Genomic DNA, 24344 nt, shown 5'->3' with positions numbered 1-24344 from the left:
ATTTACAAAAGAATTGTATCATTGTAAACGTTTTCTGTCAAGCGTTATTATTCTTTTTTTTAAATTTTTTTGTGGTAGCACCCTCTATATAAGAAATTGGCAGAATCGTTTCTTGGTCATGGGGCTGTTTTTCAATAATAGCTAGCAAAATATCCACTGCTACCTGAGCCATTTCGGGCAAGGGTTGTTTAATAGTAGATAATGGATAAGGCTTATTGGAGGCGTAGCGAATACCATCATAACCAATAATTTGAATATCTTCTGGAATGCGTTTACCTCTTCTTTGTAGCACAGTCATGGTGTCCATAGCTGTAAAATCGTTCACCGTAAAAATACCATCAATTTCAGGATAGCTGTCCAAGAAATCGTCTAGTTGTTCTTCAAAATGGTCAAAAGGTTCCTCTAAATCTAAGATATAACAGGGTCTTCCTGATTCACGCACCGCCTTTTCAAAAAAACGACGGCGATTTTTTGTCTCATTGATAGTCTCGTTATGACTACCAATAAAGGCCAAATGTTGGCAACCTTTTTCTAGTAATTTTTCCGCTGCCAATCGCCCGCCTTTCTTATTATCGGAAGTGATACAGATGATATTTTTATCCGAATAGCTTCGGTCAATACTGACGAAGGGAATGTTGGAAGCTAAGTAATCATCAATTGGGTTGTAAGTGATGGCAATAATACCATCAACTCGATTTTGTTTCAGCATGGTAATGTATTCAATGTCTTTTTTAGTACCATCTGTGTTACAGAGAAACATCTTATAATTTTTTTCACTTAAAAATTTCTCAACGTGAAAGGCCAACTCCCCAAAAAACGGATGCCAAATTGTCGGAATAATTAAAGCGACTGTCTCAGTACGATTTTTCTTCATCCCTCGCGCATAAGCGTCTGGAATGTAATTGAGCTCTTGAATGGCTGCATTAACCTTGCTCAAAGTCAATTCTTTGATACCAGACTCGCCGTTGATGACGCGAGAAACTGTCCCAACACTGACACCTGCAAGCTTTGCCACGTCTTTCATCGTCACTGATTTTTTAGTAGCAATCATTAGGAAACCCCTTTCTCTATGTTGGTTTTCACTATTTTATCACTTTTGGAAACGTTTGCCAAGAGGCAAAAAAGAACTCTGTCGAGTTCCTTCCTGCCGTTTTCTGAATTGACCTCAATCAAATTCCCCTTGGGTCTGAAGGTTTTTGACAATAATTTCCCAACGCAAATCCTCTTTCCACTGTTTGTCAGAGACGATTTCCGTAGAGACGCGTCTGGCTTCTTCCAAAATTGGGTAGTCTTCAACCAGGTCTGCCGTTTTAAATTCTGGGATACCTGACTGGCGAGTGCCGAAAATCTCACCAGAGCCTCGCATTTTTAAGTCTTCTTCCGCCAGAACAAAGCCATCTGTAGTCTCAACCATGGCTGTCATGCGTTTTTTACCAACCTCATTTTTGGGGTTGGCGACAAGGATAGCGTAAGATTGCTTCTCCCCACGTCCGACACGTCCGCGTAGCTGGTGAAGCTGACTAAGCCCAAAACGATCCGCATCCATGATAACCATGACGGTCGCATTTGGCACATTAACACCAACCTCAATGACGGTCGTTGAAACCAAAATTTGCGACTTTCGGGCCTTGAAGTCTTGCATGATTTGGTCCTTTTCTTCATTTTTCATGCGACCGTGCATGAGGGCGACCGTGGCAGTCTGAGCAAAATAGGCAGACAGTTCTTCATGCAGCGCCACCGCATTTTTCAAATCCATCGCCTCAGACTCCTCGATAAGAGGAGATATAAAGTAGGCTTGAGAACCCTTGGAAAGTTCACCCTTGAGCCAGTCCAGAACTGTATCCAACTGCTGGTGCTTGACCCATCTGGTGACAATGGGCTTGCGCCCCGCAGGTAGTTCATCAATGATAGACACATCCATTTCGCCGAAAGCCGTAATAGCCAAGGTCCGTGGAATGGGCGTAGCCGTCATCATGAGAACATCTGGATTATTACCCTTTTCACGGAATAAACGACGTTGATTGACTCCAAAGCGATGCTGCTCATCTGTAATGACTAATCCCAGATTATGGTAAGTGACCGCATCCTGAATCAGCGAATGCGTCCCCACAACCATGTCCACTGAACCATCTGCAATGCCAGAAAGTGCTGCTTTTTTGACCGCCGCTTTCATTCCAGAAGTCAAGAGAGCCACCTTAATCTCCGGAAATAAATTAGCCAAACTCTCAAAATGCTGCTCCGCTAAGATTTCTGTAGGCACCATAAGAGCTGACTGGTAGCCTGACGTGTAGGCAGCATACATGGCTAGACTGGCAATGACCGTCTTTCCTGACCCCACATCTCCCTGTAAAAGTCGATTCATGTGAGCACCTGATTTCATGTCCGCCAAGATTTCTGTCAAACTTCTCTTCTGAGCTTTCGTTAGGGGAAATGGCAGAGCTGAGATTTTATCAAGCAATTTTTCCTCATCATATGGAATTGACAAACCATTTGTTTCAGATTTGTTTTCAGCCTTTAAGACCTGCAAACTCATCTGAAAATAAAAAAGTTCTTCAAACTTGATACGACGTAGAGCCTGCTTATACTCTGCCAAATCTCTTGGGAAATGCATGGCACGCACTGCTTCTCGCCGTCCCAGCAAACGATAATTCATCAGAAAAATATCTGGTAAATTTTCCTCCAGCTGGTCTAAAGCTCCGCTATCAAAAGCTGCTTTGATAGCTTTAACAAGTGCGGACTGCGAGATGCCTTGAGCCACGTGATAAACAGGTTGCATGTCATCGTCAACTTGAGCCAAGATTTTCATTCCTGTCAAAGCAGACTTTTTGTCCTCCCATTTGCCAAAAACAGCCACGTCTGCCCCAAGTTCAATCTTTTCAGCTAGGTAGGGCTGGTTAAAAAAGCTGACAGCAATGACTGCCTCGCCCTGCTTTATTTTAAATGACAGACGGTTACGCTTAAAGCCATAGTACTGAACATTAGCAGGAGTAACCACCGTGCCCGTAATAACAGCCTTTTCGCCATCTAAAAGCTCAAAAATCGACTTACTCTTGAAGTCTTCGTATCGAAATGGGTAGTAAAGCAGCAAATCCTCTATGGTAAAAAGCCCCAGCTTCTGGAATTTCTCCGCTGACTTGGGACCAAAACCCTTGAGCGCCGCGATTGAATCAGTTAATTTCATGTCTTTATTGTACCAAAAAAGCAGAGCGGTTGCCCAGTTCTGCTTTTCCTGTTCGTGTGTTATTTCGCTTTGATATCGGCTTCGTCTGGCAAGTAGCTACCACCTAGAAACTCATTTGACAGTTTTTCGAGAGTTCCATCAGCGTAAAGCTCTGCAATGCGCTTGTTGACAAAAGCTTGAAGGTCTTCTTGACCATCAGCAAAGACGAAATAGACATAAGGGTTTGTCTCTGCACCCAAATCAGCTACGTCAAATTCAATAATGTCAATGTTTTGGAAACCTTGCTCTTCAATAATTTTCTTAACGGATTGGGTCTCAAAAATCTTGTAATCAAACTTTCCGCTGTCAACGCTGGTCATCATTTGAGTGATGTCTTCGTTGGTGTAATTAATTTCAGTCGCTTTATCGGCGTTCGCTTGGTTGTACTTTTCAAGCATCGATGCTGTTGATGTTCCTTGAACAACCTGTGTCTTTTTGCCTGCGATATCTGAAATTTTTGAAATACCAGAGTTTTTATTCACGGCAAGTACAAGAGGGTTAGAGGCCGTTGGAACTGAGTAAAGGTATTTCTCAGCACGCTCATCACTGTAGGAAATGTTATTTCCAGCCATTTGGAATTTCCCAGCATCAAGACCTGTAAAAATGGATGACCAAGCCGTCTTTTTGTATTCAACCTCATACTTATCAGAGCCTTCAAAAACTGCTTTAGCCACTTCAATATCGTAACCTGTCAAATTTCCATCAGCTTCAAATGAGAAAGGTTTTGTTGTCCCCACTGTTGCAAAAACAACCTTTTCCTTACTAGCAGATGAATCCGTATTCTTGTCTGTTTTTTCGTTAGAACCGCATGCCGCAAGCAAAACCGCTGAGGCAAGGGCAACAAATCCAAAGGTTAATTTTTTCATGATATTCCTCCCAAAGATAATAAAACTATGATATCACGATAGGGCTACTTTGACTAATATTAAAAACCTATCGTTTCGATAGGCTTTTTTTATCAGGCTAGAAAAATAAAAAAACCAGTCAATAGACTGGCTGACTTTGCGGAGAGTGGGACTTGAACCCACACGGCCTAAAGCGGCCACAGGATCCTTAGTCCTGCGCGTCTGCCAATTCCGCCATCCCCGCTTGGCAACATAATAAATTATAGCAGAGGTCGTCACTGTCTGTCAATACTTTTTTGAAATTTTTTCACTTTTTTCACCTGAATTTGGCACATTTCTTGAAAACACCTTTTTTTAGTTGTCTCATATATCATTGTAATTACATTGTCACGTTATCGTTTGCTAAATGTATCCTTTCTTTTCCTCTTTTTGTTATAATAGAAACATTATTTCAAAGGAGGTCGTTATGAGAAAACTAGGCATTGCTTTACTTGATTTGCTACTCTTTACCAGCCTCTGGTTTATCGGCTACAAAGTTTTTACCCGCTATTTCTACTGGTATGCCATCAGACTCTTTGATCAGGGCAATCTCCCCATTCCACAAATTCTCACCACACCTTTTGTCGTTACACTCATCAGCGTCTGCCTTTTCTTGCTCATCCGTCCTCTCTACGCTAAAGAGCTGAAAAAAACGGCTCTTATCATTATTTATACCATCTATGCACTAGCTCTTGTCTTTGGCCTTTTCGGAAAAAATGTGGGACTGAGCGGCTTTAATCTTTCTATCGCTACCAGTCTTCAGGACCTTTACTTTGATCGGATTACCGTCCTTCTCAACCTGATCATGTTTATCCCTTTAGGACTGCTGTTCAAACCCAGTCTGAAAAACAGCCTTGCCTTTCTTCTCTTTATCCTCTGTGTAGAATTTAGCCAATATTATTTCTCGCTGGGCTACTTTGACATCGGTGACCTGATAGCAAATAGCATCAGTTTTCTCGTTGGAAATCTCATCCACTCCAGCCCACCAGGTCGCTACATCAAATCTCACATCCAGTAAAAACTGCCTACTCACTTGTACTGAGTTGGCAGCTTTTTTTAATCTAGAATGTTAGCTCCAAGCACATTTTTGAAGTGGTTGAGAGCAAAAAGATGAGCTTCTTCGGTAATTGAGGCAATGGCTGAGCTGATAATGTCAATCTCATAGCCCAGATTGTAGGCATCAATAGCTGTGTGAAGGACACAAATGTCGCTGAGAACACCTGTCAGCACCACCCTTGTCACCTTTCTCTCGCGCAAGCGAATGTCCAAATCTGTCCCTGCAAAAGCGGAATAGTGCCGTTTATCCATCCAAAAAACTCTCGGATCTGCTTTGCTTTTATCATAAAAATCAGCCAAAGGCCCAAAGAGATCCCGACCAGAAGTGCCTGCTAAATTATGAGGTGGGAAGAGTTTGGTTTCAGGGTGAAAGCAATCCCCCTCATCGTGGCGATCAATGGCAAAAAAGATGTAGTCTCCTCTGTCATAGGCCTCCTGAGTGACCTGAGCAATGCGGTCAGAAATAGCCTGAGCGGGCTTACCTGCTGTCAAAAGGCCGTCATCTGCTACAAAATCATAGGTATAATCAATCGAGATCAATGCTTTTGTCATATAAAATCCTTTCTTAGCGAAAAAGGTTGGAGCAAAGTCCTAACCTTTCTAATCCACTATTCAAGTCAAGGCAGAACTGCCTGCGTGAACTTTTTATTTTACTCATAGCCCTTGACTTTGTCAAAAATGCCTTCGTTGATGACCTTTAGATAGGTGCCTTTCATCCCTAGTGAGCGACTTTCAATGATTCCAGCAGATTCTAATTTACGAAGAGCATTGACAATGACTGAACGTGTAATGCCGATACGATCAGCAATAACTGAAGCTGTCAAACGACCTTCGTTGCCATCAAGCTCTGATAAAATAGCAGCGACAGCACGCATTTCAGAATAAGAAAGAGTGTTGATAGCCATGTTAATCGCCGTTTGTTTACGGATTTTTTCTTCCAAATTTTCCGTTTGAAGATTGAGGAGTTGGATACCAACTACGGTAGCTGCCATTTCAACCAAGACCAAATCGTCTTCCTCGAAAGCCTTATCATTGCGCCAGATGATGAAGGACCCTAGGCGCATACCACCTCCATAAATAGGAGCTAGAGTCGTCAACCCATCCGGATAAAGATCTTTTGATTCAACTGGGAAGACGGTCAAAGTATTATCAACTGGGATATTGGCTTCCGTGTCATAAACTCTGCCAGCTGCACGGACATATTCTTCCGGAAACACCTGACTTTCAAAAAATTCTTCTGTGCGGTCATTATTCGTTTTATATTTAAAAGAGTAGCCGAGCACATCACCATTTCCATTGATAATACAGGCATTGCAGTCAATAATGTCTGCTAGCTGATCTGCCATGGCATTGTATGGAAGTTCTTCACCTAAACTATCAACAGAGCGTTGTAGGATTGCAGTGATTTTTCGCGTTTTTTCAAGTAAATTCGCCATTAGTCTTCTTTCCTTTATTTAGTCGTGCTTATTATAACAAAAAGACACACGTTTAGCAACAATTTTCAGAAAATTGGCTACAGTTTTGACAATTTCGTTAAAAGTTGATATAACAAGAAAGAAAGCCCTTTCTAAATATAATCTTCTAGCTAAAAATCTTAGTTAAGCACTTTCATCTGGAAATATAGAGAGTGATTATAGTTCTTTTTCAATGGCTTCGATATCTGACTTAAGACACTCAGAGGTATGCCGGTGCTTACTTAGGCAAAACCGCTTCTACACGCACAACTTTCACCATAAATTTCTCATCACTCCTTGTTCTCAAAGCGGCTAGCCATATTCTTGGTTAGAATGGCCAGACCCGAGGTAGGCAAGAAATTTGCGGCTAGCAAATATCCTATCTTGTCGTCTTTCTCCAGCTAATCTAGCAAACAAAAAACCAAGAGCCTCGAGCACTCCTGGTTTTTCTTCTATAATCGTCTCTATCTTATGCAGAAAGAACTTTACGCCCTTTACGGCGACGAGCTGCAAGCACGCGACGTCCGTTTTTAGTTGACATACGGTGACGGAAGCCGTGTTTACGTTGACGACGGATTTTACTTGGTTGATAAGTACGTTTCACAGTGAATACCTCCTCATAGATTTTCGTATTCGTTTAGCCGGCTATTGTGATATCAGTTACTAAACATACCATAATATTTTATAACAGTGAGGGAGTTTTGTCAAGAATTACTCCTACTATGTTGGATTTTTTTATTAATCTTTTGGACATAGCTGCGCTCATACCAGATAATACCTAAAGTAATGACTGCGTAGATAGCGAGAAATTCAGTAGCAAAGCTGAGAAAATTGACTTGTGAAAACCAGCCATTAAAGAGCATCATGGCAGTCACCAGACCAAAAATAAGTAAAATATGCAAACTTCTCTGGTAGAGAGGCGCCAGCTTTTCCCAAGAATAAACCAAGGAAGCTAACCCCATAAAGCCAGATAAAATGCTGACGCTGAGCATGTTATTGAAGGTTTGCGTACTTACCCCCATGAAGCTAAGCAAAGTGAGATAGAAAATTTGTCCAATCCCCATACCGATGACAAAATAAGATATTAATTTACGCATGTTCTTCTCCTTTCATGTGATAGATGCCCCAGAAAATTAGGGTATAAAGTGATGTTGTCCATACCAAGGCTGGAAGGTTTAACCAACTATTAAAGGCGAGAGTCGCAGAGAGCAAAATCAATACGACTAAGAGGTGAAGCAGCCAACGCTTTGCCAGAGAGAGACTTTCTCGTTCGTAAATCATGGCAGAAAGACCAATGAGAGCGCTCATCGCTAGCAAACTGAGAATAGCCTTTGGTGTCGTTGTCTCAACTTTTATGAGTACCAGCAAATAGGCAAAAGCCCCAATGCCAAAACCCGTTGTTAGGTAGTTAACTATTTTTTTCATGTGAATTCTCCTTCTAATTTTTTTATAATCCAATTTGTTTTTCTAAAACCTTTAGGTAACGTCTGCTGACTTGCACCTTAATCTTATTGGTCAAAACAGCCAACATATTTCCTGAAAAAGAGGCTTCTAACTTTTCCAGATGATTGATGTTGATGAGACTTTGTTTCGAAACTTGGACAAAATCTGGGTTGTTTAAGCGCTCCTTAAATTTATAAAGTCGCTCGGTCGTTTGATAGCTAGCCTTACTTGTCTTCAAGATCAACTGCGTTCCTTCGACTTCAATAGCTATCAGCTCTGCGATGGTCAAAAGCAAAATCTCTTCGGCAGTTTTTATAGGCAAAACCTTGGGACGTTCCTGTTCAAAAATGCCCAGATGTCCAATCAGTGCCTGCACTTCGTGATCCAAGGATTTCTTTTGTATGAGAACCTCCAACTCATCTGTGTCTTTTTCCTCAAATTGCCATTTCATAATTTCCTCCTTTGTTATGAACTCATCTTACCAAAAAATAGAGGCATTGTGGGCTATTTCTCGCTAAGCGGTCGAAAATAGCAGGTGAGCGGTTAGATAAGAAAAACACAACCCGTAGGCTGTGTCTTCTTATTTCCCAAAAATGGCCAGAGTTTGGTAGGCTTTCAAGGTCACTTTATCCGTGATTTCTACCTCTTCGTAATTGCTAATCAACGTTTGACCCTTTTGATAAGCGCTTGGAAGTTCCAATTCCACTTCATTTCCATAAAAATTGTTGAGCACCAAAAGTTTTTGCCCCTCGTGCTCACGCTCAAAGGCATAGACTTGATTATGATTCACATAAGCCGCCTTGTAATCGCCCGCAGCAATGATGGCGTGCTCTTTGCGAAGCTTGATAAGTTCCTGATAAAAGGTAAAAATTTTACCATCTTTTTGGTTTTCGACATTGATTTCCTTATAAGTTTTCCCAACCTTAAGCCAAGGTGTACCCGTTGTAAAGCCCGCATTGTCACTTGCGTCCCATTGCATCGGCGTACGAGCATTGTCTCGGGATTTGGTTTTGATAATGCTTAACGCTTTTTCAGGCGTCTTGCCCTCATCAAGCATGATTTGATAAGCGTTGAGACTTTCAACGTCCACATAGTCATCCATCGCGTCAAAGTCAGGATCTAACATGCCGATTTCCTCACCTTGGTAAATGTAAGGTGTCCCACGTGACAAGTGAATAGAAGCCGCCAGCATAGTTGCCCCCTCTTCACGGAACTTGTCCGTATCTACAAAACGACTAAGGGCGCGTGGTTGATCATGGCAGGTCCAAAAGAGGGCATTCCAGCCATTGCCTTGTGCCATACCCTCTCCCCAAGTATGGAAAAGGCTACGTAGCTCATTGAAATCAAAATCCTTAATCGTCCATTTTTGACCATCTTGATAATCCACCTTGAGGTGGTGGAAGTTAAATGCCATAGATAGTTCTTCACGTTCTGGATCCGTGTAAAGGATACAATTTTCCACCGTGGTCGCCGACATTTCTCCCACAGTCATGAAGCCTTCTTGATCGCCAAATGTGGCATTGTTCATCATTCGGAGGTAATCATGGTTGATCGGGCGATCTGTGTATGCAGGTTTGCCATCATTGATTGGGCAATCTTCCAAGACTTCATCTTTTCCAATCAAATTAATGACATCAAAGCGGAAGCCTTTTACTCCTTTATCCTTCCAAAAATTCACCACTTTGAAAAGTTCCTCACGAACATGAGGATTGCGCCAGTTGAGGTCGGCCTGAGTCACGTCAAAAAGGTGAAGATAATATTTCCCAGTCTCACCAAAAGGAGCCCAGGCATTGCCACCAAACTTAGACACCCAGTCCGTCGGATGGTCGCGCAAGATGAAGAAATCTTGGTAAAATGTATCCCCTGCCAATGCCTTCTGGAACCATTCATGATCAGTTGAGCAGTGGTTGAGAACCATATCTAGCATAAAATCAATACCGTGAGATTTCCCAAGCCGAACCATTTCCTCAAAATCAGCCATCGTTCCAAAATCAGGATTTACCGCTGTGTAATCAGAGATATCATAGCCATTGTCTCGTTGCGGACTTGGATAAAAGGGATTAAGCCAAATCATGTCAATGCCAAGTTCAGCAAGGTAAGGCAATTTTTCAATAATCCCGCGCAAGTCACCGACGCCATTACCTGTCGTGTCCTTATAAGATTTGGGATAGATTTGATAAACAACTTTTGTCTTGTCAATCATTATTAAGGGACCTTTCTATTATAGTCGAATGAATGAGCTTTCAGACAAGGAATTGAGGTGCAGGCAGTATAGAGTACGCCCATCCGAAAGTGACGATGTATCAAAGCTAATTCAAATGACTATATTTTTTCAAACACAAGAAAGGGGCTTAGCCAACCCAAGCCCCCTTTCCTCTTAAACTATTATATCATATTAAGCTTTTGCTTCATCTTCTGCTTTTGTCAGAATACCAGCTTTGCGGAAGAAGAAGGTTAAGACAAATGGTACTGCGATAGCAACAGCCATACAGATGAAGAACTGCACCATATAAGCAACGTTGATTGCCATGAATCCTGGAAGCCCACCAACACCGATAGAGTTAGCTTGAACATTCATGGTTGTTGACAAGAGACCTGCAAGACCTGAACCAATCATTCCAGCTACGAATGGATAAACATATTTAACATTGACACCAAAGAGGGCTGGCTCAGTAACTCCTAGATAAGCTGAGATAGCTGCTGGCAACGAGATTTGAGCTTCTTTTTCGCTGTGGCGGTTCATAAAGTAGTAAGCAAGCACAGCAGAACCTTGAGCGATGTTTGAAAGAGCAATCATTGGCCAGAGACCTGTTGTGTGAGTTGCCGTATCAGCAATAAGCTGTGTATCAATAGCATTGGTCATATGGTGAAGACCGGTGATAACAAACGGAGCATAGAGTGAGCCAAAGATTGCACCGAAGAGCCATTTAAGCGGACCAGTCAAACCTGCAAGAACAACGGTTGAAAGGAGTTGACCCAACCACCAACCGAATGGCCCAAGGACTGTGTGGGCAAGAATAAGGGCTGGAAGAAGTGACAAGAATGGTACAAAAATCATTGAAATCACTTCTGGAATACGCTTACGCCAAAAAATTTCAAGGTATGAAAGTGATAAACCTGCTAGAAGAGCTGGAATGACTTGCGCTTGGTAACCAATACGATTTACCGTTGCAAAACCAAAGTCCCAAACCCAGTTTTTAGCAATTTCTTCTGCTGAAGTCCCTGCTACTGCGTAAGCGTTGAGGAGCTGCGGTGATACCAAACAAATCCCAAGAACAATTCCAAGAATTTGAGAGGTTCCCATTTTACGAGTTACAGACCAAGTGATACCAACTGGTAAGAAATGGAAAATCGCTTCACCTGGTAACCACAAGAAATGATTGACTCCGTTCCAGAAAGTTGATACTTCAACAATTTTCTTACCATCAAGGAAACCAAACGGAACACCTTCCAAAATATTGCGAAAACCTAGAATCAAACCACCAACAATGATAGCCGGCAAGATTGGTGTGAAAATCTCAGCTAGCATGGTCATGACACGCTGAATTGGGTTCTGGTTGCTCTTAGCTGCAGATTTAGCCGCTTCTTTAGAGACACCTTCAATACCAGACATAGCAGTGAAGTCGTTGTAGAAAATCGGCACATCATTACCGATGATAACTTGGAACTGACCTGCATTGGTAAACGTTCCTTTAACTGGGGCAAGGTTCTCGATAGCCTTAGGATTAGCCTTAGACTCATCATTTAGAACAAAACGCATGCGCGTCGCACAGTGAGTGACTGCTTTGACATTATCTTTACCGCCGACAAGCTTCAAAAGCTCCTTGGCATCTTTTTCAAATTTTCCCATTTCTTTCTCCTTTGGGATGTTTTATTAGGTACAAGATGATTGTAAACGATAACAAATTTGTTTGCAACTTGTTTGGCACTAAAGATGTAAATTTTCCTTAAAAACCAACAACTTGTATGGTAAAATATAGACATATTCCAAATTAGAAAGTGAGTGAGCATGAAAAAATACGAACAAATTTTTAAAAGCTTGGAAAAAGATATTTTGTCAGGTCGCTACCCTGTCGGTCATTACTTGCCTACTGAAATGGAACTCTGCCAGCACTTCTCTGCCAGCCGAGACACCGTTCGCAAGGCGCTCAGTCTTTTGAGCAAGGAGGGACTCATCACCAAATCCCAAGGTCGAGGCTCCCAGGTTAAAAAGCATGAACTGATTAACTTCCCCGTCTCTGAGCTATCTAGCTATCAGGAATTAGTCGCCCTTCACGGCATAAATTCTAAGACTAATGTCATCAGCCTGGATAACCTTATCGTGGACGAAGAATTGCGAAAACTTACAGGATTTCCTATCAACTCCCACGTTTTTCGCATCACCCGCCAGCGGGTGGTTGATGATGTCGCATCGGTTTTGGATATTGACTACCTGCTCAAGCCTATCGTTCCTTCTATTTCTCGGGAAATAGCGGAGCAGTCTATCTATGCCTACCTAGAAAAAGAACTGGGATTAGCCATCTCTTATGCCCAAAAACAGATTACCATTGACACTGCCCACGATCAGGATAAAATTCTCCTTGATTTAGGCAGCGATAAGCATGTGGTCTGTGTCCGTTCCAAGGTTTATCTAGCAGACAACCGACAATTCCAGTTCACCGAAAGCCGGCATAAACTGGAAAAATTTCAATTTATCGATTTTGCAAGACGGAAGTTGTAAGATAAAAAGCACCTCGATTGAGATGCTTCATTCTTTTCACCCTCAGAAACTAATAGCTCAGCTATTTTACTAAATACAACAAAAGTAAAAAAGCAATATTAATTCCCATACGAATGACATGATGCTTGACATTTGGTCGCTGGTGCATAGCAATGCCATTATTGAGGGCAATAGCGGAAATTCCAAAAAGTCCGCCAGCGATACCATAAATACCTGCGCTCTGCCCTTGTCCCAGATAAATATAGGTAAAGGCAATGGTCACAGCAACGGCAAAGAGAGTCATCAGCAGGTTGCGTCTTGTGATAATCTTGCCCACAAAATACCCCATGATAGCCGCCAAAGAGACGGCCGCCAGATAAAGTCCAAAAATCACCAATACTACAACAATCATCACTTGCCTCCTCAGATTCAATAGCCATTTTTCTTAGTATATCAAAAATTCCGCCTATACAACGGAATTTCTTTGTTTTTTTTTTTTTGAAAAAGCCTGCGCTTCTATGGATTTTTGGTATCAAGGATAATGGTGACCGGTCCATCATTGATTAGAGATACCTGCATATCCGCTCCAAAACGTCCTGTGGCTAAGGGCACCGCTTGTCCCAAAGCCTTATTTAAGTCGTCATAAAGCTGACTGGCAAGATTAGGCTTGGCCGCACCTGTAAAGGCAGGACGATTTCCCTTTTTCGTATCCGCAAAAAGGGTGAACTGAGAAATGGATAAAATGCTGCCACCAATGTCTTGAACAGATAAATTCATCTTCCCAGCATCATCGGAAAAAATCCGCATGTTGAGAATTTTTTTGGTCGCGTAAGTCACATCTGCTTGACTATCCTCAGGCCCCACACCGACCAAAAGGAGAAGACCTGTACCAATTTGTCCTATAACTTCTTGATCAATAGTGACCGAAGCCTGCGATACTCGCTGAATAATAATTTTCATGATTTACTTTCTAAGCTGCGAACGCTCTAGCAGATAAGTTTCCACCTGAGCTGATGATAGTTTTCTAACCTCTGTACCTGAGTAGTCGGTAAAGTTTTCAAGACTAAAGAGAGCATGCCTTTCTAGGCATTTTTCCCTTTATTCTTTGCCAAATAGCTGCGCAGGTCTTCCTCATCAGCAAAAATTTTATAGGAAGGTCTGCCTTTTTCATTTAGTAGCTCATAAATACCACAAGGCTTCTTCATGCTAAAATCAGCTGTTCTTAGGTAAATCTTTGCAATTTCCAAAGATTTGAACGGGAAGTGCCAACGCTATAAGCCACGCTTTAGCTCCTTTTCGATGCAAATACAAGGACCTCATGTCTCACAGATGTACTGAGTATGATTTTCCAGACCGTCTCTGGGATTTAGCAGAGGCATCATCCGGCTGTCATCGCTATAACATTCAACACACATCATTACAATTCATTCCTCCTATCAGACTAAGAGTCAAGCCCACTTTCGCAGTTACTAGCCTACAAAGGACTCACCGTACCTTAGAATAGAGAGTCTAACGACTTCCTTATCCACTGATTGAAACAGTGTTGCGCTCCTGCTTGAATTCAGGGAAGAGTCTAAAAAATGAGACACATGCATGGCTTGGGTCAGTCAGGGCAAAGCTGACGACGGATAGTCTTATTTTCCCGAACTCAACCATTTGTTCGTTTAACGCTATAAACATCTGGAACGACCTTTATCTTGTCAACAACAGTGGTCAATGTGGTAAGGTTTGGAATGCTAAAAGAAACGTGAATATTAGCAAACTTCATGTCCTTGGTCGGCTGAGCATTAACGGTTGAAATATTCTTGGTCTGATTGGACAAAATAGTCAGAACATCATTAAGAAGACCTGAGCGATTCAACCCGTAGATATCAATTTCAGCCAAATAATCCTTGCCAGTATTGTCATCATCCCACTCAACCTCAATCAAGCGCTGAGCATAGCCTTCCTGACTTTTAATATTGTTACAATCAGCGCGGTGAATAGCAACCCCACGCCCCTTAGTGATATAGCCTTCGATAGGATCCCCAGGTACAGGATTGCAACATTTAGCAATTCTCATCAGAAGACCTGACGCTCCCTGAATAATAACCCCATTTTCACTTTTGACTTTAAGAACATCGCGATTGCTACGATTAACCTCACCACCGTTCAAAAGCTCATCCGCCTCGGCTTTTGCCTTAGCACGTTCTTCTTCACGGCGCTCCTTTTCAGTCAATTTATTGAAGACACTAACAGCAGAAATTTCACCAAAACCAATAGCAGCATACATCGCTTCTTCGCTTCTGGCACTCACGCGCGGTAAAATCGCTTCGATATGCTTTTTGTCTAGATACTTATTGGCAACCAAACCATTTTCTTGGAAAACATCTATCAGGAGCTCGCGTCCCTTGTTGACAGACATTTCCTTATCTTGATTTTTGAAAAATTGGCGAATTTTACTTCTGGCCTTGGTGGTTTTAACAATTTTAATCCAGTCACGACTAGGACCAAAGGAATTGGGATTGGTCACAATTTCAACCACGTCACCCGTCTTCAACTTAGCTGTCAGAGGTACCATGCGACCGTTGACCTTAGCACCTGTGGCTTTTTCACCGACCTGAGTATGGATAGCATAGGCAAAATCGATAGGACCAGAATCTTTTGGCAATTCCTGAACCGCACCGCTTGGCGTAAAAACATAAATCCGTTCTGAGAAGATGTCTTCTTTAACAGAGTCCACAAAGTCTTTTGCAGAGCCATTTGACGAATCCTGTAGCTCGACTAAATCCTTGATCCAGTTCATGCCGATAGCCGATTCTTTGCTGTCAACCTTGCCGGTCTGCCCCTTTTTATAAGCCCAGTGAGCTGCAACCCCGTATTCAGCCACCTCATGCATCTCTTTGGTACGAATCTGAATCTCAATCGGCCCTTTTGGTCCATAGACCGTAGTGTGGATAGATTGGTAACCATTTGCTTTAGGCGCAGCGATATAATCCTTAAAACGTCCTGGCATCGGGCGCCAAAGCTCATGGATGTAACCAACCATAGCATAGACATCGCTAGGCGTTTCCATAATACAGCGGATAGCAATCAAATCGTAAATCTGGTCAAAGCGCTTCTTCTTATCCCGCATTTTACGATAAATGGAATAGAGGTGTTTGGGACGCCCATAAACCTCACCATAAAGCCCTTGTTCATTAGTATAGCTCGTGATTTTACTGACGATTTCTTCTACCAACTTTTCACGCTCACGGCGCTTTTCACTCATCATGTGGGAAATCTTGTAGAACTCATTTTCTTCCAGATAGCGGAAGGCCAAATCCTCCAGTTCCCACTTGATACGACTAATCCCCAAACGGTGAGCAAGCGGCGCATAAATTTCCATAGTCTCCCGAGAAATACGCTCTTGCTTGTCCTTCCGAAGGTGTTTGAGGGTTCGCATATTATGGAGACGGTCAGCTAATTTGACCAAGATAACACGGATATCCTTGGACATGGCCATGAGCATCTTGCGGTGGTTTTCAGCCAGTTGCTCTTCATGGGATTTGTATTCTACCTTACCCAGCTTGGTCACACCATCTACGATATCACGCACTGCTTTTCCAAAATCAAGTTCAATATCATCAAGAGTGATGTCTGTATCCTCGACCACATCATGGAGAAATCCACAAGCTACCGTTACCGCATCTAGGCGAAGCCCAGCCAAAATTCCTGCCACCTGAATAGGGTGAATGATGTAGGGTTCACCAGACTTTCTAGCCTGATGAGAATGAGCTGCTGTAGCGTACTCCAAAGCATACTGGACAAACTTAACATCCTCTTCAGACAAGTATTCTGCAACAAGGGCAACCACTTCTTCCCCTGTTAGATTTACTTCTTTTGGCATGATTGCTCCCTTTCAATCTCACTTCTAAATAAATCTGAAACAGCCCATCAGGCTGTCTTTTCCTATTTACTTGTATTTTGTTTATTTTAACACTTTTTTGGAAAAAAGCATAGCCAACAACCTTTTGCTGATCAGACGTTCCCGTGAACGAATAGGATGTTCGCTCTTAAAAAGGTTCGTTTATTTTTAAAACTCCATTGAAAAAAGCATTTTCCAGTTGTATAATGTGAGTGCACGCAAAAATTCTTCAATATTTTTGACAAATTAAAAAAAGGAGTTTTTTAATGTCTAAACATTATCTTTCTAAGAGTGCTCTCGCACTCTCTCTTATCGCAGCAAGTCTAGCTAGTGCCAGTCTTGTCCAGGCAGATGAGTCAACGACAGAAAACCAACCAGTCACTGCACCTGCACTTGAATCGCAAAGCACAGCAACTACTTCTGACACAGTAACAAGCGAAGTTCCTTCTTCCGAAGAGGTAGTACCTGCAGAAACAGCTGTTGCAGAGACCGTGGACTCACCAGAGGTCAACACACCTACTAGCACTCCAGTAGCTGATACGGCTGTCACCGCACCTGTAGAGGGACAGACAGTTGACATCCGTATCGCTTCAACAACAGACTTGCACACAAACTTAGTCAACTACGATTACTACCAAGATAAGGAGTCTCAAAACATTGGCCTAGCGAAAACAGCCATTCTCTTGGAAGAGGCCAAGACCGAAAACCCAAATATTGTCACCGTAGACAACGGTGATCTCATTCAAGGGACACCACTTGGAACTTACAAAGCTATTGTTGATAAAGTAGAGCCAGGTGAACAACACCCTATGTATGCAGCTCTAGAAGCCCTAGGTTTTGATGCCAGCACTCTTGGCAACCATGAATTTAACTACGGTTTAGACTATCTAAAAACAGTCCTCAAGACGGCTGACATTCCTGTCATCAATGCTAATGTCCGCGACGCCAAAACAAACGAATTTGTCTTTAAACCTTACGTTGTTACACCAAAAAACGTTACAGACACCGCAGGTAAAGTTGTCACCCTCAAAATTGGTATTACAGGTATCGTCCCACCTCAAATCATGAACTGGGATAAGGCTAACCTTGAAGGAAAAGTAGTCGTCCAAGATGCCGTTGAAGCTGTTGAAGCTATCATTCCCGCAATGCGAGAAGCTGGAGCAGATCTCATTCTCGTTCTCTCTCACTCTGGTATTGGCGATGACAAATATGACAAAGGTGAAGAGAATGTCGGCTACCAAATCGCTAGCCTACCAGGGGTTGATGCAGTTGTAACTGGCCACTCTCACGCTGAATTCCCATCAGGAAACGGTACTGGCTTTTATGAAAAATATACTGGTGTTGACGGAGTTCGTGGATTAATTAACGGAACACCAGTAACCATGGCTGGTAAATACGGTGATCACCTAGGTATTATTGACCTTAACCTTACTTACACAGATGGCAAATGGACAGTCAACAAAGACAAGAGCCTAGCCTCTATCCGTAAAATTGACACCAAATCAACAAAAGCCGACCAAACCGTTATTGTCATTGCTAAAGAAGCTCACGACGGAACTATCCAATACGTTCGCCAACAGGTTGGTACAACAACCGCTCCAATCACCAGCTATTTTGCCCTTGTCAAAGATGATCCATCTGTTCAAATCGTCAATAAGGCGCAGCTTTGGTACGGAAAGCAAGAACTAGCTGGCACGCCTTATGCTAAACTTCCACTCCTCTCTGCTGCAGCTCCATTTAAGGCGGGTACACGAAATGACCCAACAGCCTACACAGACATTCCAGCCGGCCCAATCGCTATCAAAAATGTTGCCGACCTCTACCTTTATGACAATGTCACGGCTATCCTTAAAATCACAGGTAGTGACTTAAAAGAATGGCTTGAGATGTCAGCTGGACAATTTAATACCATTGACCCTAACAATAAAGAGCCACAAAATCTAGTTAATACTGACTACCGCACCTATAACTTTGATGTTATTGACGGTGTTACCTACGAATATGACATCACACAACCAAACAAATACGACCGAAATGGTAACCTCGTCAATGCAGACGCAAGCCGTGTTCGCAACCTCAAATATAATGGCAACCCTGTAACAGACGATCAAGAGTTTATGGTTGTCACCAATAACTATCGAGCTAGTGGCACTTTCCCAGGCGTAAAAAATGCAAGTGTCAATTACCTATTCAACCTCGAAAATCGTCAAGCCATCATCAACTACATCATCTCTGAAAAAACCATCAACCCATCTGCTGATAGTAACTGGTACTTCACAGACAGTATCGCTGGACTTGACCTCCGTTTCTTGAGCGCTGAAAAAGCTAAGGATTTAGTTGGCGATGCAAAAGACATCTCATATCTTGGTGCATCCAACATTGAAGGCTTTGCAGAATTTAAATTCACCTATATGAAGCCAGTTGAAGACCAATCAATCAAAAAACCTGTCCCTCCAACCGATACTAAACGAAACTCTGGTCTCTCAGATAAAGATCGCAAGGACATTCACCAGCTTGTCGCTACTAATTACCAGGCCCAACAAAAGAAAGCCCCAGCTAAAGACCCGATCCAAACAGACGCCCTGCCAAAAACCGGCGAGGACCACTCAGCAGTTCTCACTCTCTTTGGATTTAGCATCCTAGCAGGCCTTACAAGCCTTCTCCGCCGAAAAGAAAACTAAACCATTCGAAAAGCGAACTGCCCAGCGGTTCGTTTTTCCCTTACTTTTCATCAGGATTTTGCTATAATATCATCATGGAAAAGACAGATTTAACCCTCGTTTACATTAGCCTTAGCGGCAATACCCAGTCTTTTGTCAAAAGGCTGAGCGACTATCTCGCTTTAAATCACAGTATAAAATCTCATCAGATTAATATCAAAGAACTAAACCACGAAACTTTTGAAGTGTCTGATCCTTTTGTCGCCCTACTTCCAACCTACCTAGAAGGTGGCAACGGTATTGACCACGGTGACGTTGAGATATTAACAAATCCCCTCGGTGACTTTATCGCTAGTCATGACAACTACAAACGTTGCATGGGCATCATCGGTTCTGGAAATAAAAATTTCAATAACCAATATATTCTCACCGCCAAACAATATAGCAAGCGTTTTGATTTTCCCCTTCTGGGAGATTTTGAGCTCCGAGGCACGCAAGCAGATATCGAACGCTTAGCCAAAGTGATTTTAAAACGACAAAAAGAATTTAACATACAAATCTAAATAAAGGAAAAGACCATGCAAACAACCATCAACTACATCACTACTCTCTGCAACATCCCCTCACCAACTGGCTTCACAACCACCATCATGGATTACGTACAAAAGGAAGTCGAGTCCTTTGGTTATCAAGCAACCCGTACCAATAAGGGTGGATTGCTCGTAACAGTCAAAGGTTCAGATGACGAGCGTCACCGTATCGTGACAGCTCACTTGGATACACTTGGCGCCATGGTTCGTGCCATTAAACCCGACGGTCGCATTAAGATGGATCTGGTTGGTGGCTTTGTTTATAATGCCATTGAAGGAGAAAATTGTACCATTCATGTCACAAAAAATGGCAGGGCTATCTCAGGAACCATCCTCATGCATCAGACATCTGTCCACGTTTACCGTGATGCCGGCACCGCAGAGCGTAACCAAACCAACATGGAGATTCGTTTAGATGAAAAAGTACAAACAGCTGATGAGACACGTGCTCTTGGCATCGAAGTCGGAGATTTTATCTCCTTTGACCCTCGCGTTCTTGTGACCGAATCAGGCTTTATCAAGTCTCGCCACCTAGACGATAAGGTCAGCGCAGCCATTCTCCTAAAACTTCTAAAAACCTACAAGGAAAACAATACCCAATTGCCACACACCACCCACTTCTACTTCTCGGCCTTTGAAGAAGTCGGTCACGGTGCCAACTCGAGCCTATCTGAGAAAGCCGTTGAATACCTAGCCGTTGACATGGGAGCCATGGGAGACGACCAGGCTACAGACGAATACACCGTCTCTATTTGTGTCAAAGATGGTTCTGGCCCATATCACTACGAGCTACGCCAGCACTTAGTCTCCCTAGCAGAAATCAACAAAATCCCTTACAAGCTAGATATCTACCCTTATTACGGCTCAGACGCCTCAGCAGCACTGCGTGCTGGTGCCGAGGTCAAACATGCCCTACTAGGTGCTGGCATCGAGTCAAGCCATTCCTACGAACGCACACACACCGACAGCGTAGAAGCCACAGAACGACTGGTTGATGCCTATTTGAAAAGCCCACTCATATAATGAAAAACTGCATAATCATTCGGGGTAACTCTGGCTCTGGTAAGTCCACTCTTGCCCTAAGACTTCAGCAAAAACTCGGCTCCAATACCCTATTACTGCCACAAGACACTCTTCGCAGATTTCTCCTCAATGCTAAAGATGGCTACGACACTCCTACAGTCCCGCTCTACCTGACACTCCTTGACCATGCCTACAAAAATCATGACCTTGTCATCGTCGAGGGTATTCTTCATCGTGACTGGTACGCTCCTGTCTGGGATAAAATAGCAGAGCTATACGGTGACAACGCCTACGCCTATTATTACGATTTACCTTTTGAGGAAACTGTCAAACGCCACCAAACCCGTGATAAGGTTAAGGATTTCTCGGTTTCTGATATGAAGCGCTGGTGGCTAGAGAAAGATTATCTCAAACGTTTCAATGAAACCTTATTTGATGAAACTTTGAGTCTTGAACAGGCTCTTGAAGTCATTTCAAAAAATATAGTAAAATGAAACACAAATAGTACATAATGTGATATAATGTTTTTATGGCATATTCATTAGATTTTCGTAAAAAAGTTCTCGCCTATTGTAAGCGAACAGGTAGTATCACAGAAGCATCAGATGTTTTCCAAATCTCACGAAATACCATTTATGGCTGGTTAAAACTAAAAGAGAAAACAGGGAACCTAAACCATCAAGCAAAAGGAACAAAACCAAGAAAAGTTGATAGAGATAGACTCAAAAACTATCTTAATGACCATCCGGATGCTTATTTGACTGAAATAGCGTCTGAATTTGACTGTCATCCAACGGCGATTCACTATGCTCTCAAAGCTATGGGATACACTCGAAAAAAAGAACCATACCTACTATGAATAAGATCCAGAAAAAGTAGCTTTATTTCTTAAACATTTTAATCGTTTAAAGCACTTAACACCTGTTTATATTGATGAAACAGGATTCGATACTTATTTTTATCGAGAATATGGTCGCTCATTACGAGGACAATTGATAAAAGGTAAAGTATTTGGAAGAAGGTATCAGAGGATTTCTTTGGTTGCAGGTCTTATAAACGGTGAGATTATAGCCCCAATGACCTACAAAGTAACCATGACGAGCGACTTTTTTGAAGCCTGGTTTCAGAAATTTCTGCTGCCAACATTAAGCACACCATCAGTTATTATTATGGATAACGCAAGATTCCATAGAATGAGTAGGCTAGAGCACTTATGTGAAGAGTATGGGCATAAACCTTTACCACTTCCTCCATACTCACCTGAGTATAATCCTATTGAGAAAACATGGGCTCATATCAAAAAACACCTCAGAAAAGTATTGCCAAATTGCGATGCTTTTCTTGAGGTTCTTTTGTTCTATCCCTATTTCAATTAACTTTATTTCCTTAGATTATTGGCCTTAAGAACCAAGCCGATGTCAATGGTGACCTGCCATTTTCCTCTCAGGTTACATCTCTTGTAACCCAAACAAGCCTTTATCTGACCAAAGACAGGTTCCACATCTACCTTGCGTTTGGCAAAGATGCGACTGCCTTCTTCAGATAAAAGCGCTTGGCTTTCTTTTCGTTTTAACTCCTGATACTGCTCGTTGATATAAAGTCCCTTTTGAGGAGCTAAATCAGCTTACTCTGCTTTATAAACCTTGATTTCCTGCTCGAAACCTGTCTCAGTTTTGCGGGGTTGAATGTGGGAAAAGAGATAGGCCCAACCATCGGGATGGATATAGGTGTCCGTATTGGTATCGTAAGTCCAGTTTGCTAGGTTTCTGGCAGATTGCTTATGTTTTTTCTTCTGCTACTTGTCAAACAAGCCGTATTTAATGAGGTGAGGAATCTTCCTCTGGTCCAATGTTAGGAGGTTTTCTTCACTCCCATAACCTGCGTCGGCGACAACCATTTTTAACTCATGTGGATAGGTTTCTAAAAAAGGTAATAAAGTTCTGGTATCCGTTGGGTTGGGATAGATATCATAGTGTAGCACGAACTGATTTTCCGTGGCGATTTGGAGGTTATAACCAGGCTTGAGCTGACCATTCCTCATACTCGCTCTTTTATTTCAAGGCTCGTGAAGAAACAGTCTCTCTCCAGACTGTTTCTTCCTCTTTCATTCTCATAAAAGTCGCATCGGTGTCCGTCTTAGAAAAACTATTGCGACCTTGGAAGGTCTCTTGGTAAGTCTCGTATTTCTCAGCCCACACAGAAAAATCATCCTTGACTTTTCGCAGGACTTTCCTGAGTTTGCGGCGCTTGGTCCTACGGTCGTCTGTGCCTTTGACTGGCGTATCCTCAATATCTCGATTCAGCTCTGCCAATTGTTCTGAGGAGATAGGTTCTTCATCATCCTGCTCAATGGCCTGATGAATAAGGGGGATGATTTCTTCCTGAAAATAGACCTGCAGTTGTTCTTGGAGCTTGGCGGAAAATTTGTCTGTTGCTCTCTTCCAGACGAAGCTATATTTGGTTGGTATTGGCTTATATCTTAGTGCCATCAATAAACAGGCAATCTAACGTTACTAGCTCTTCTAGTTTTAATTGGAGACTGAGGTCAATAAAGAGTTGTCTGATTAACTCCTCCATGCCACTAGCCACACGGAAACGATTGATGGTGCGATAGCTAATGACCAACTGTCCTGTCAAGTACTGCATAGCCAGGTTTTCCACCATCATCTTTTCAATCTTACGACCAGAGAAGATACCTTGAGAATAGGCAAAGAGAAGAGCAGACAGTAGCAGTTTGGGGTGATAGGACGGACGACCGAAGTCATGGTAGAAAGACTGAAAGTAACTATCCTCCAAAGCATTTACCACTTTTTCGATAGTAAAGACGATATGGTCTTTAGGCAAAATACAAGCAAGTTCTAGTGGTAAAGTGGTCTGATTTGTGTTATAGTGAATGTGCATGAGATAGCCTTTCTAAATGGTTTATTACGCAATTCTATATTACCAAGGCTATTGCAACCATGCAAAAAGCAACGGAAAAAACCGTTGCTTTGTTTGATAGAATCGTAGCACTATTGTCCCAAACTCTTCTTTTTGTTTTTATAGATTCCCTAACATGACACAAATGTCATGTTCTTTTTTCTTTTTGGGAGATATACTGGGGTTATCACTTAGTTAAGGAGTTTAGTCATGAAAACTACGATTGAATTTGCGTCGATTTATGGTAAGGTGAGGCCGATTGTTTTGAAGTTGCGTCAGTCTTATTTTATAAAGATGTGGGAGGCAGATGATTGGCATCAGGAGGGGATGATTGCCTTATATCATCTTTTGGAGCGAGAGCCTGAATTGGTTTATGATATCAAGCGTCTTTGTGTGTATTTTAAAACCAAGTTTTCCAATCGGGTCAAGGATGAAATTCGTAGGCAAGAGAGCATCAAGCGGGGCTTTGACCGCATGGCTTATGATGAAATCAGTGAGGTGGCGCATTCT

20 protein-coding genes, 1 tRNA gene and 3 pseudogenes are annotated in these 24344 nt (G+C 42.3%); 8 read left to right on the top strand and 16 right to left on the bottom strand.

Annotated elements, in window-relative coordinates:
• Nucleotides 1–37: 37 nt before the first annotated feature.
• From G576_RS0101610 to G576_RS0101590, 4 genes are all read right to left on the bottom strand, one after another.
• Nucleotides 38–1051, bottom strand: coding sequence for a LacI family DNA-binding transcriptional regulator (locus tag G576_RS0101610; protein WP_027973078.1), 1014 nt, complete (start codon nt 1049–1051; stop codon nt 38–40).
• 114 nt (nt 1052–1165) lie between these two features.
• A complete protein-coding gene (gene recG / locus G576_RS0101600) occupies nt 1166–3205 on the bottom strand; it encodes an ATP-dependent DNA helicase RecG (protein WP_281168614.1) in 2040 nt (679 codons plus the stop codon).
• A 35-nt stretch (nt 3206–3240) separates the two neighbouring features.
• A complete protein-coding gene (locus G576_RS0101595; protein WP_027973076.1) occupies nt 3241–4086 on the bottom strand; it encodes a transporter substrate-binding domain-containing protein in 846 nt (281 codons plus the stop codon).
• A 137-nt stretch (nt 4087–4223) separates the two neighbouring features.
• Nucleotides 4224–4309: transfer RNA gene (locus tag G576_RS0101590), tRNA-Leu, on the bottom strand.
• A gap of 222 nt (nt 4310–4531) precedes the next feature.
• On the opposite strand from G576_RS0101590, the gene G576_RS0101585 reads away from it, so the two are divergent.
• Nucleotides 4532–5122, top strand: a complete 591-nt coding sequence (locus G576_RS0101585) for a VanZ family protein (RefSeq protein WP_027973075.1) — start codon at nt 4532–4534, stop codon at nt 5120–5122.
• 38 nt (nt 5123–5160) lie between these two features.
• Here G576_RS0101585 and G576_RS0101580 read toward each other — a convergent pair whose 3' ends face one another.
• The 8 genes and pseudogenes from G576_RS0101580 to treP all read right to left on the bottom strand — a co-directional run.
• Nucleotides 5161–5712 (bottom strand): cysteine hydrolase family protein, encoded by a 552-nt coding sequence (locus G576_RS0101580; protein ID WP_027973074.1) that lies wholly within the window; start codon nt 5710–5712, stop codon nt 5161–5163.
• A 98-nt stretch (nt 5713–5810) separates the two neighbouring features.
• Entirely contained in the window at nt 5811–6596 is a 786-nt protein-coding gene (codY, locus tag G576_RS0101575; protein WP_027973073.1) for a GTP-sensing pleiotropic transcriptional regulator CodY, read from the bottom strand.
• Between the two features lie 487 nt (nt 6597–7083).
• Nucleotides 7084–7218: a 50S ribosomal protein L34 gene (rpmH, locus tag G576_RS0101570; RefSeq protein WP_002885866.1), complete on the bottom strand. Its 135-nt coding sequence runs from the start codon at nt 7216–7218 to the stop codon at nt 7084–7086.
• Nucleotides 7219–7318: 100 nt separating this feature from the next.
• Nucleotides 7319–7711 carry a DUF3021 domain-containing protein gene (locus G576_RS0101565; RefSeq protein ID WP_027973072.1) on the bottom strand — a complete coding sequence of 131 codons (393 nt, stop codon included), beginning with the start codon at nt 7709–7711 and terminating at the stop codon, nt 7319–7321.
• The gene (locus tag G576_RS0101560) at nt 7704–8039 is read right to left on the bottom strand and encodes a DUF3021 family protein (RefSeq protein ID WP_027973071.1); all 336 of its coding nucleotides are present in this window, start codon (nt 8037–8039) and stop codon (nt 7704–7706) included. The genes G576_RS0101565 and G576_RS0101560 overlap by 8 nt, the downstream gene beginning before the upstream one ends.
• Before the next feature lie 22 nt (nt 8040–8061).
• Complete coding sequence (locus G576_RS0101555; RefSeq protein ID WP_027973070.1) at nt 8062–8508, bottom strand: LytTR family DNA-binding domain-containing protein; 447 nt, start codon at nt 8506–8508, stop codon at nt 8062–8064.
• Nucleotides 8509–8637: 129 nt separating this feature from the next.
• Nucleotides 8638–10263: an alpha,alpha-phosphotrehalase gene (gene treC, locus G576_RS0101550; RefSeq protein WP_027973069.1), complete on the bottom strand. Its 1626-nt coding sequence runs from the start codon at nt 10261–10263 to the stop codon at nt 8638–8640.
• Nucleotides 10264–10458: 195 nt separating this feature from the next.
• Nucleotides 10459–11907 (bottom strand): annotated as a pseudogene (treP, locus tag G576_RS12085) (PTS system trehalose-specific EIIBC component); the annotation flags it as partial.
• Between the two features lie 159 nt (nt 11908–12066).
• Between treP and treR the strand changes: the two are divergent.
• Nucleotides 12067–12777 carry a trehalose operon repressor gene (gene treR, locus G576_RS0101540; protein WP_027973068.1) on the top strand — a complete coding sequence of 237 codons (711 nt, stop codon included), beginning with the start codon at nt 12067–12069 and terminating at the stop codon, nt 12775–12777.
• 61 nt (nt 12778–12838) lie between these two features.
• Here treR and G576_RS0101535 read toward each other — a convergent pair whose 3' ends face one another.
• From G576_RS0101535 to G576_RS0101520, 3 genes are all read right to left on the bottom strand, one after another.
• Complete coding sequence (locus G576_RS0101535; protein ID WP_027973067.1) at nt 12839–13168, bottom strand: hypothetical protein; 330 nt, start codon at nt 13166–13168, stop codon at nt 12839–12841.
• Nucleotides 13169–13272: 104 nt separating this feature from the next.
• A complete protein-coding gene (gene dtd / locus G576_RS0101530) occupies nt 13273–13716 on the bottom strand; it encodes a D-aminoacyl-tRNA deacylase (RefSeq protein ID WP_027973066.1) in 444 nt (147 codons plus the stop codon).
• 688 nt (nt 13717–14404) lie between these two features.
• Entirely contained in the window at nt 14405–16624 is a 2220-nt protein-coding gene (locus G576_RS0101520; RefSeq protein ID WP_027973065.1) for a RelA/SpoT family protein, read from the bottom strand.
• A 284-nt stretch (nt 16625–16908) separates the two neighbouring features.
• Between G576_RS0101520 and G576_RS0101515 the strand changes: the two genes are divergently transcribed.
• The 5 genes and pseudogenes from G576_RS0101515 (at nt 16909) to G576_RS13125 (ending at nt 22291) form a co-directional block, all read left to right on the top strand.
• Nucleotides 16909–19323: a bifunctional 2',3'-cyclic-nucleotide 2'-phosphodiesterase/3'-nucleotidase gene (locus G576_RS0101515; protein WP_027973064.1), complete on the top strand. Its 2415-nt coding sequence runs from the start codon at nt 16909–16911 to the stop codon at nt 19321–19323.
• 74 nt (nt 19324–19397) lie between these two features.
• Nucleotides 19398–19865 carry a class Ib ribonucleoside-diphosphate reductase assembly flavoprotein NrdI gene (nrdI, locus tag G576_RS13510; protein WP_037618197.1) on the top strand — a complete coding sequence of 156 codons (468 nt, stop codon included), beginning with the start codon at nt 19398–19400 and terminating at the stop codon, nt 19863–19865.
• 15 nt (nt 19866–19880) lie between these two features.
• The gene (locus G576_RS0101505) at nt 19881–20915 is read left to right on the top strand and encodes a M42 family metallopeptidase (RefSeq protein ID WP_027973062.1); all 1035 of its coding nucleotides are present in this window, start codon (nt 19881–19883) and stop codon (nt 20913–20915) included.
• Complete coding sequence (locus tag G576_RS0101500; protein WP_027973061.1) at nt 20912–21409, top strand: AAA family ATPase; 498 nt, start codon at nt 20912–20914, stop codon at nt 21407–21409. The genes G576_RS0101505 and G576_RS0101500 overlap by 4 nt, the downstream gene beginning before the upstream one ends.
• Before the next feature lie 35 nt (nt 21410–21444).
• Nucleotides 21445–22291: pseudogene (locus G576_RS13125) on the top strand (IS630 family transposase).
• 2 nt (nt 22292–22293) lie between these two features.
• Here G576_RS13125 and G576_RS14115 read toward each other — a convergent pair.
• Nucleotides 22294–23816, bottom strand: a pseudogene (locus G576_RS14115) (IS1182 family transposase).
• Between the two features lie 228 nt (nt 23817–24044).
• Between G576_RS14115 and G576_RS0101475 the strand changes: the two are divergent.
• Nucleotides 24045–24344, top strand: a 300-nt coding sequence (locus G576_RS0101475; protein WP_027973057.1) for a sigma-70 RNA polymerase sigma factor region 4 domain-containing protein, incomplete at its 3' end; no start/stop codon positions are given.

Origin of the sequence: Streptococcus porci DSM 23759 (assembly GCF_000423765.1) — a bacterium.
GTDB lineage: Bacteria > Bacillota > Bacilli > Lactobacillales > Streptococcaceae > Streptococcus > Streptococcus porci.
This window is presented reverse-complemented; position numbering and strand designations above follow the sequence as displayed.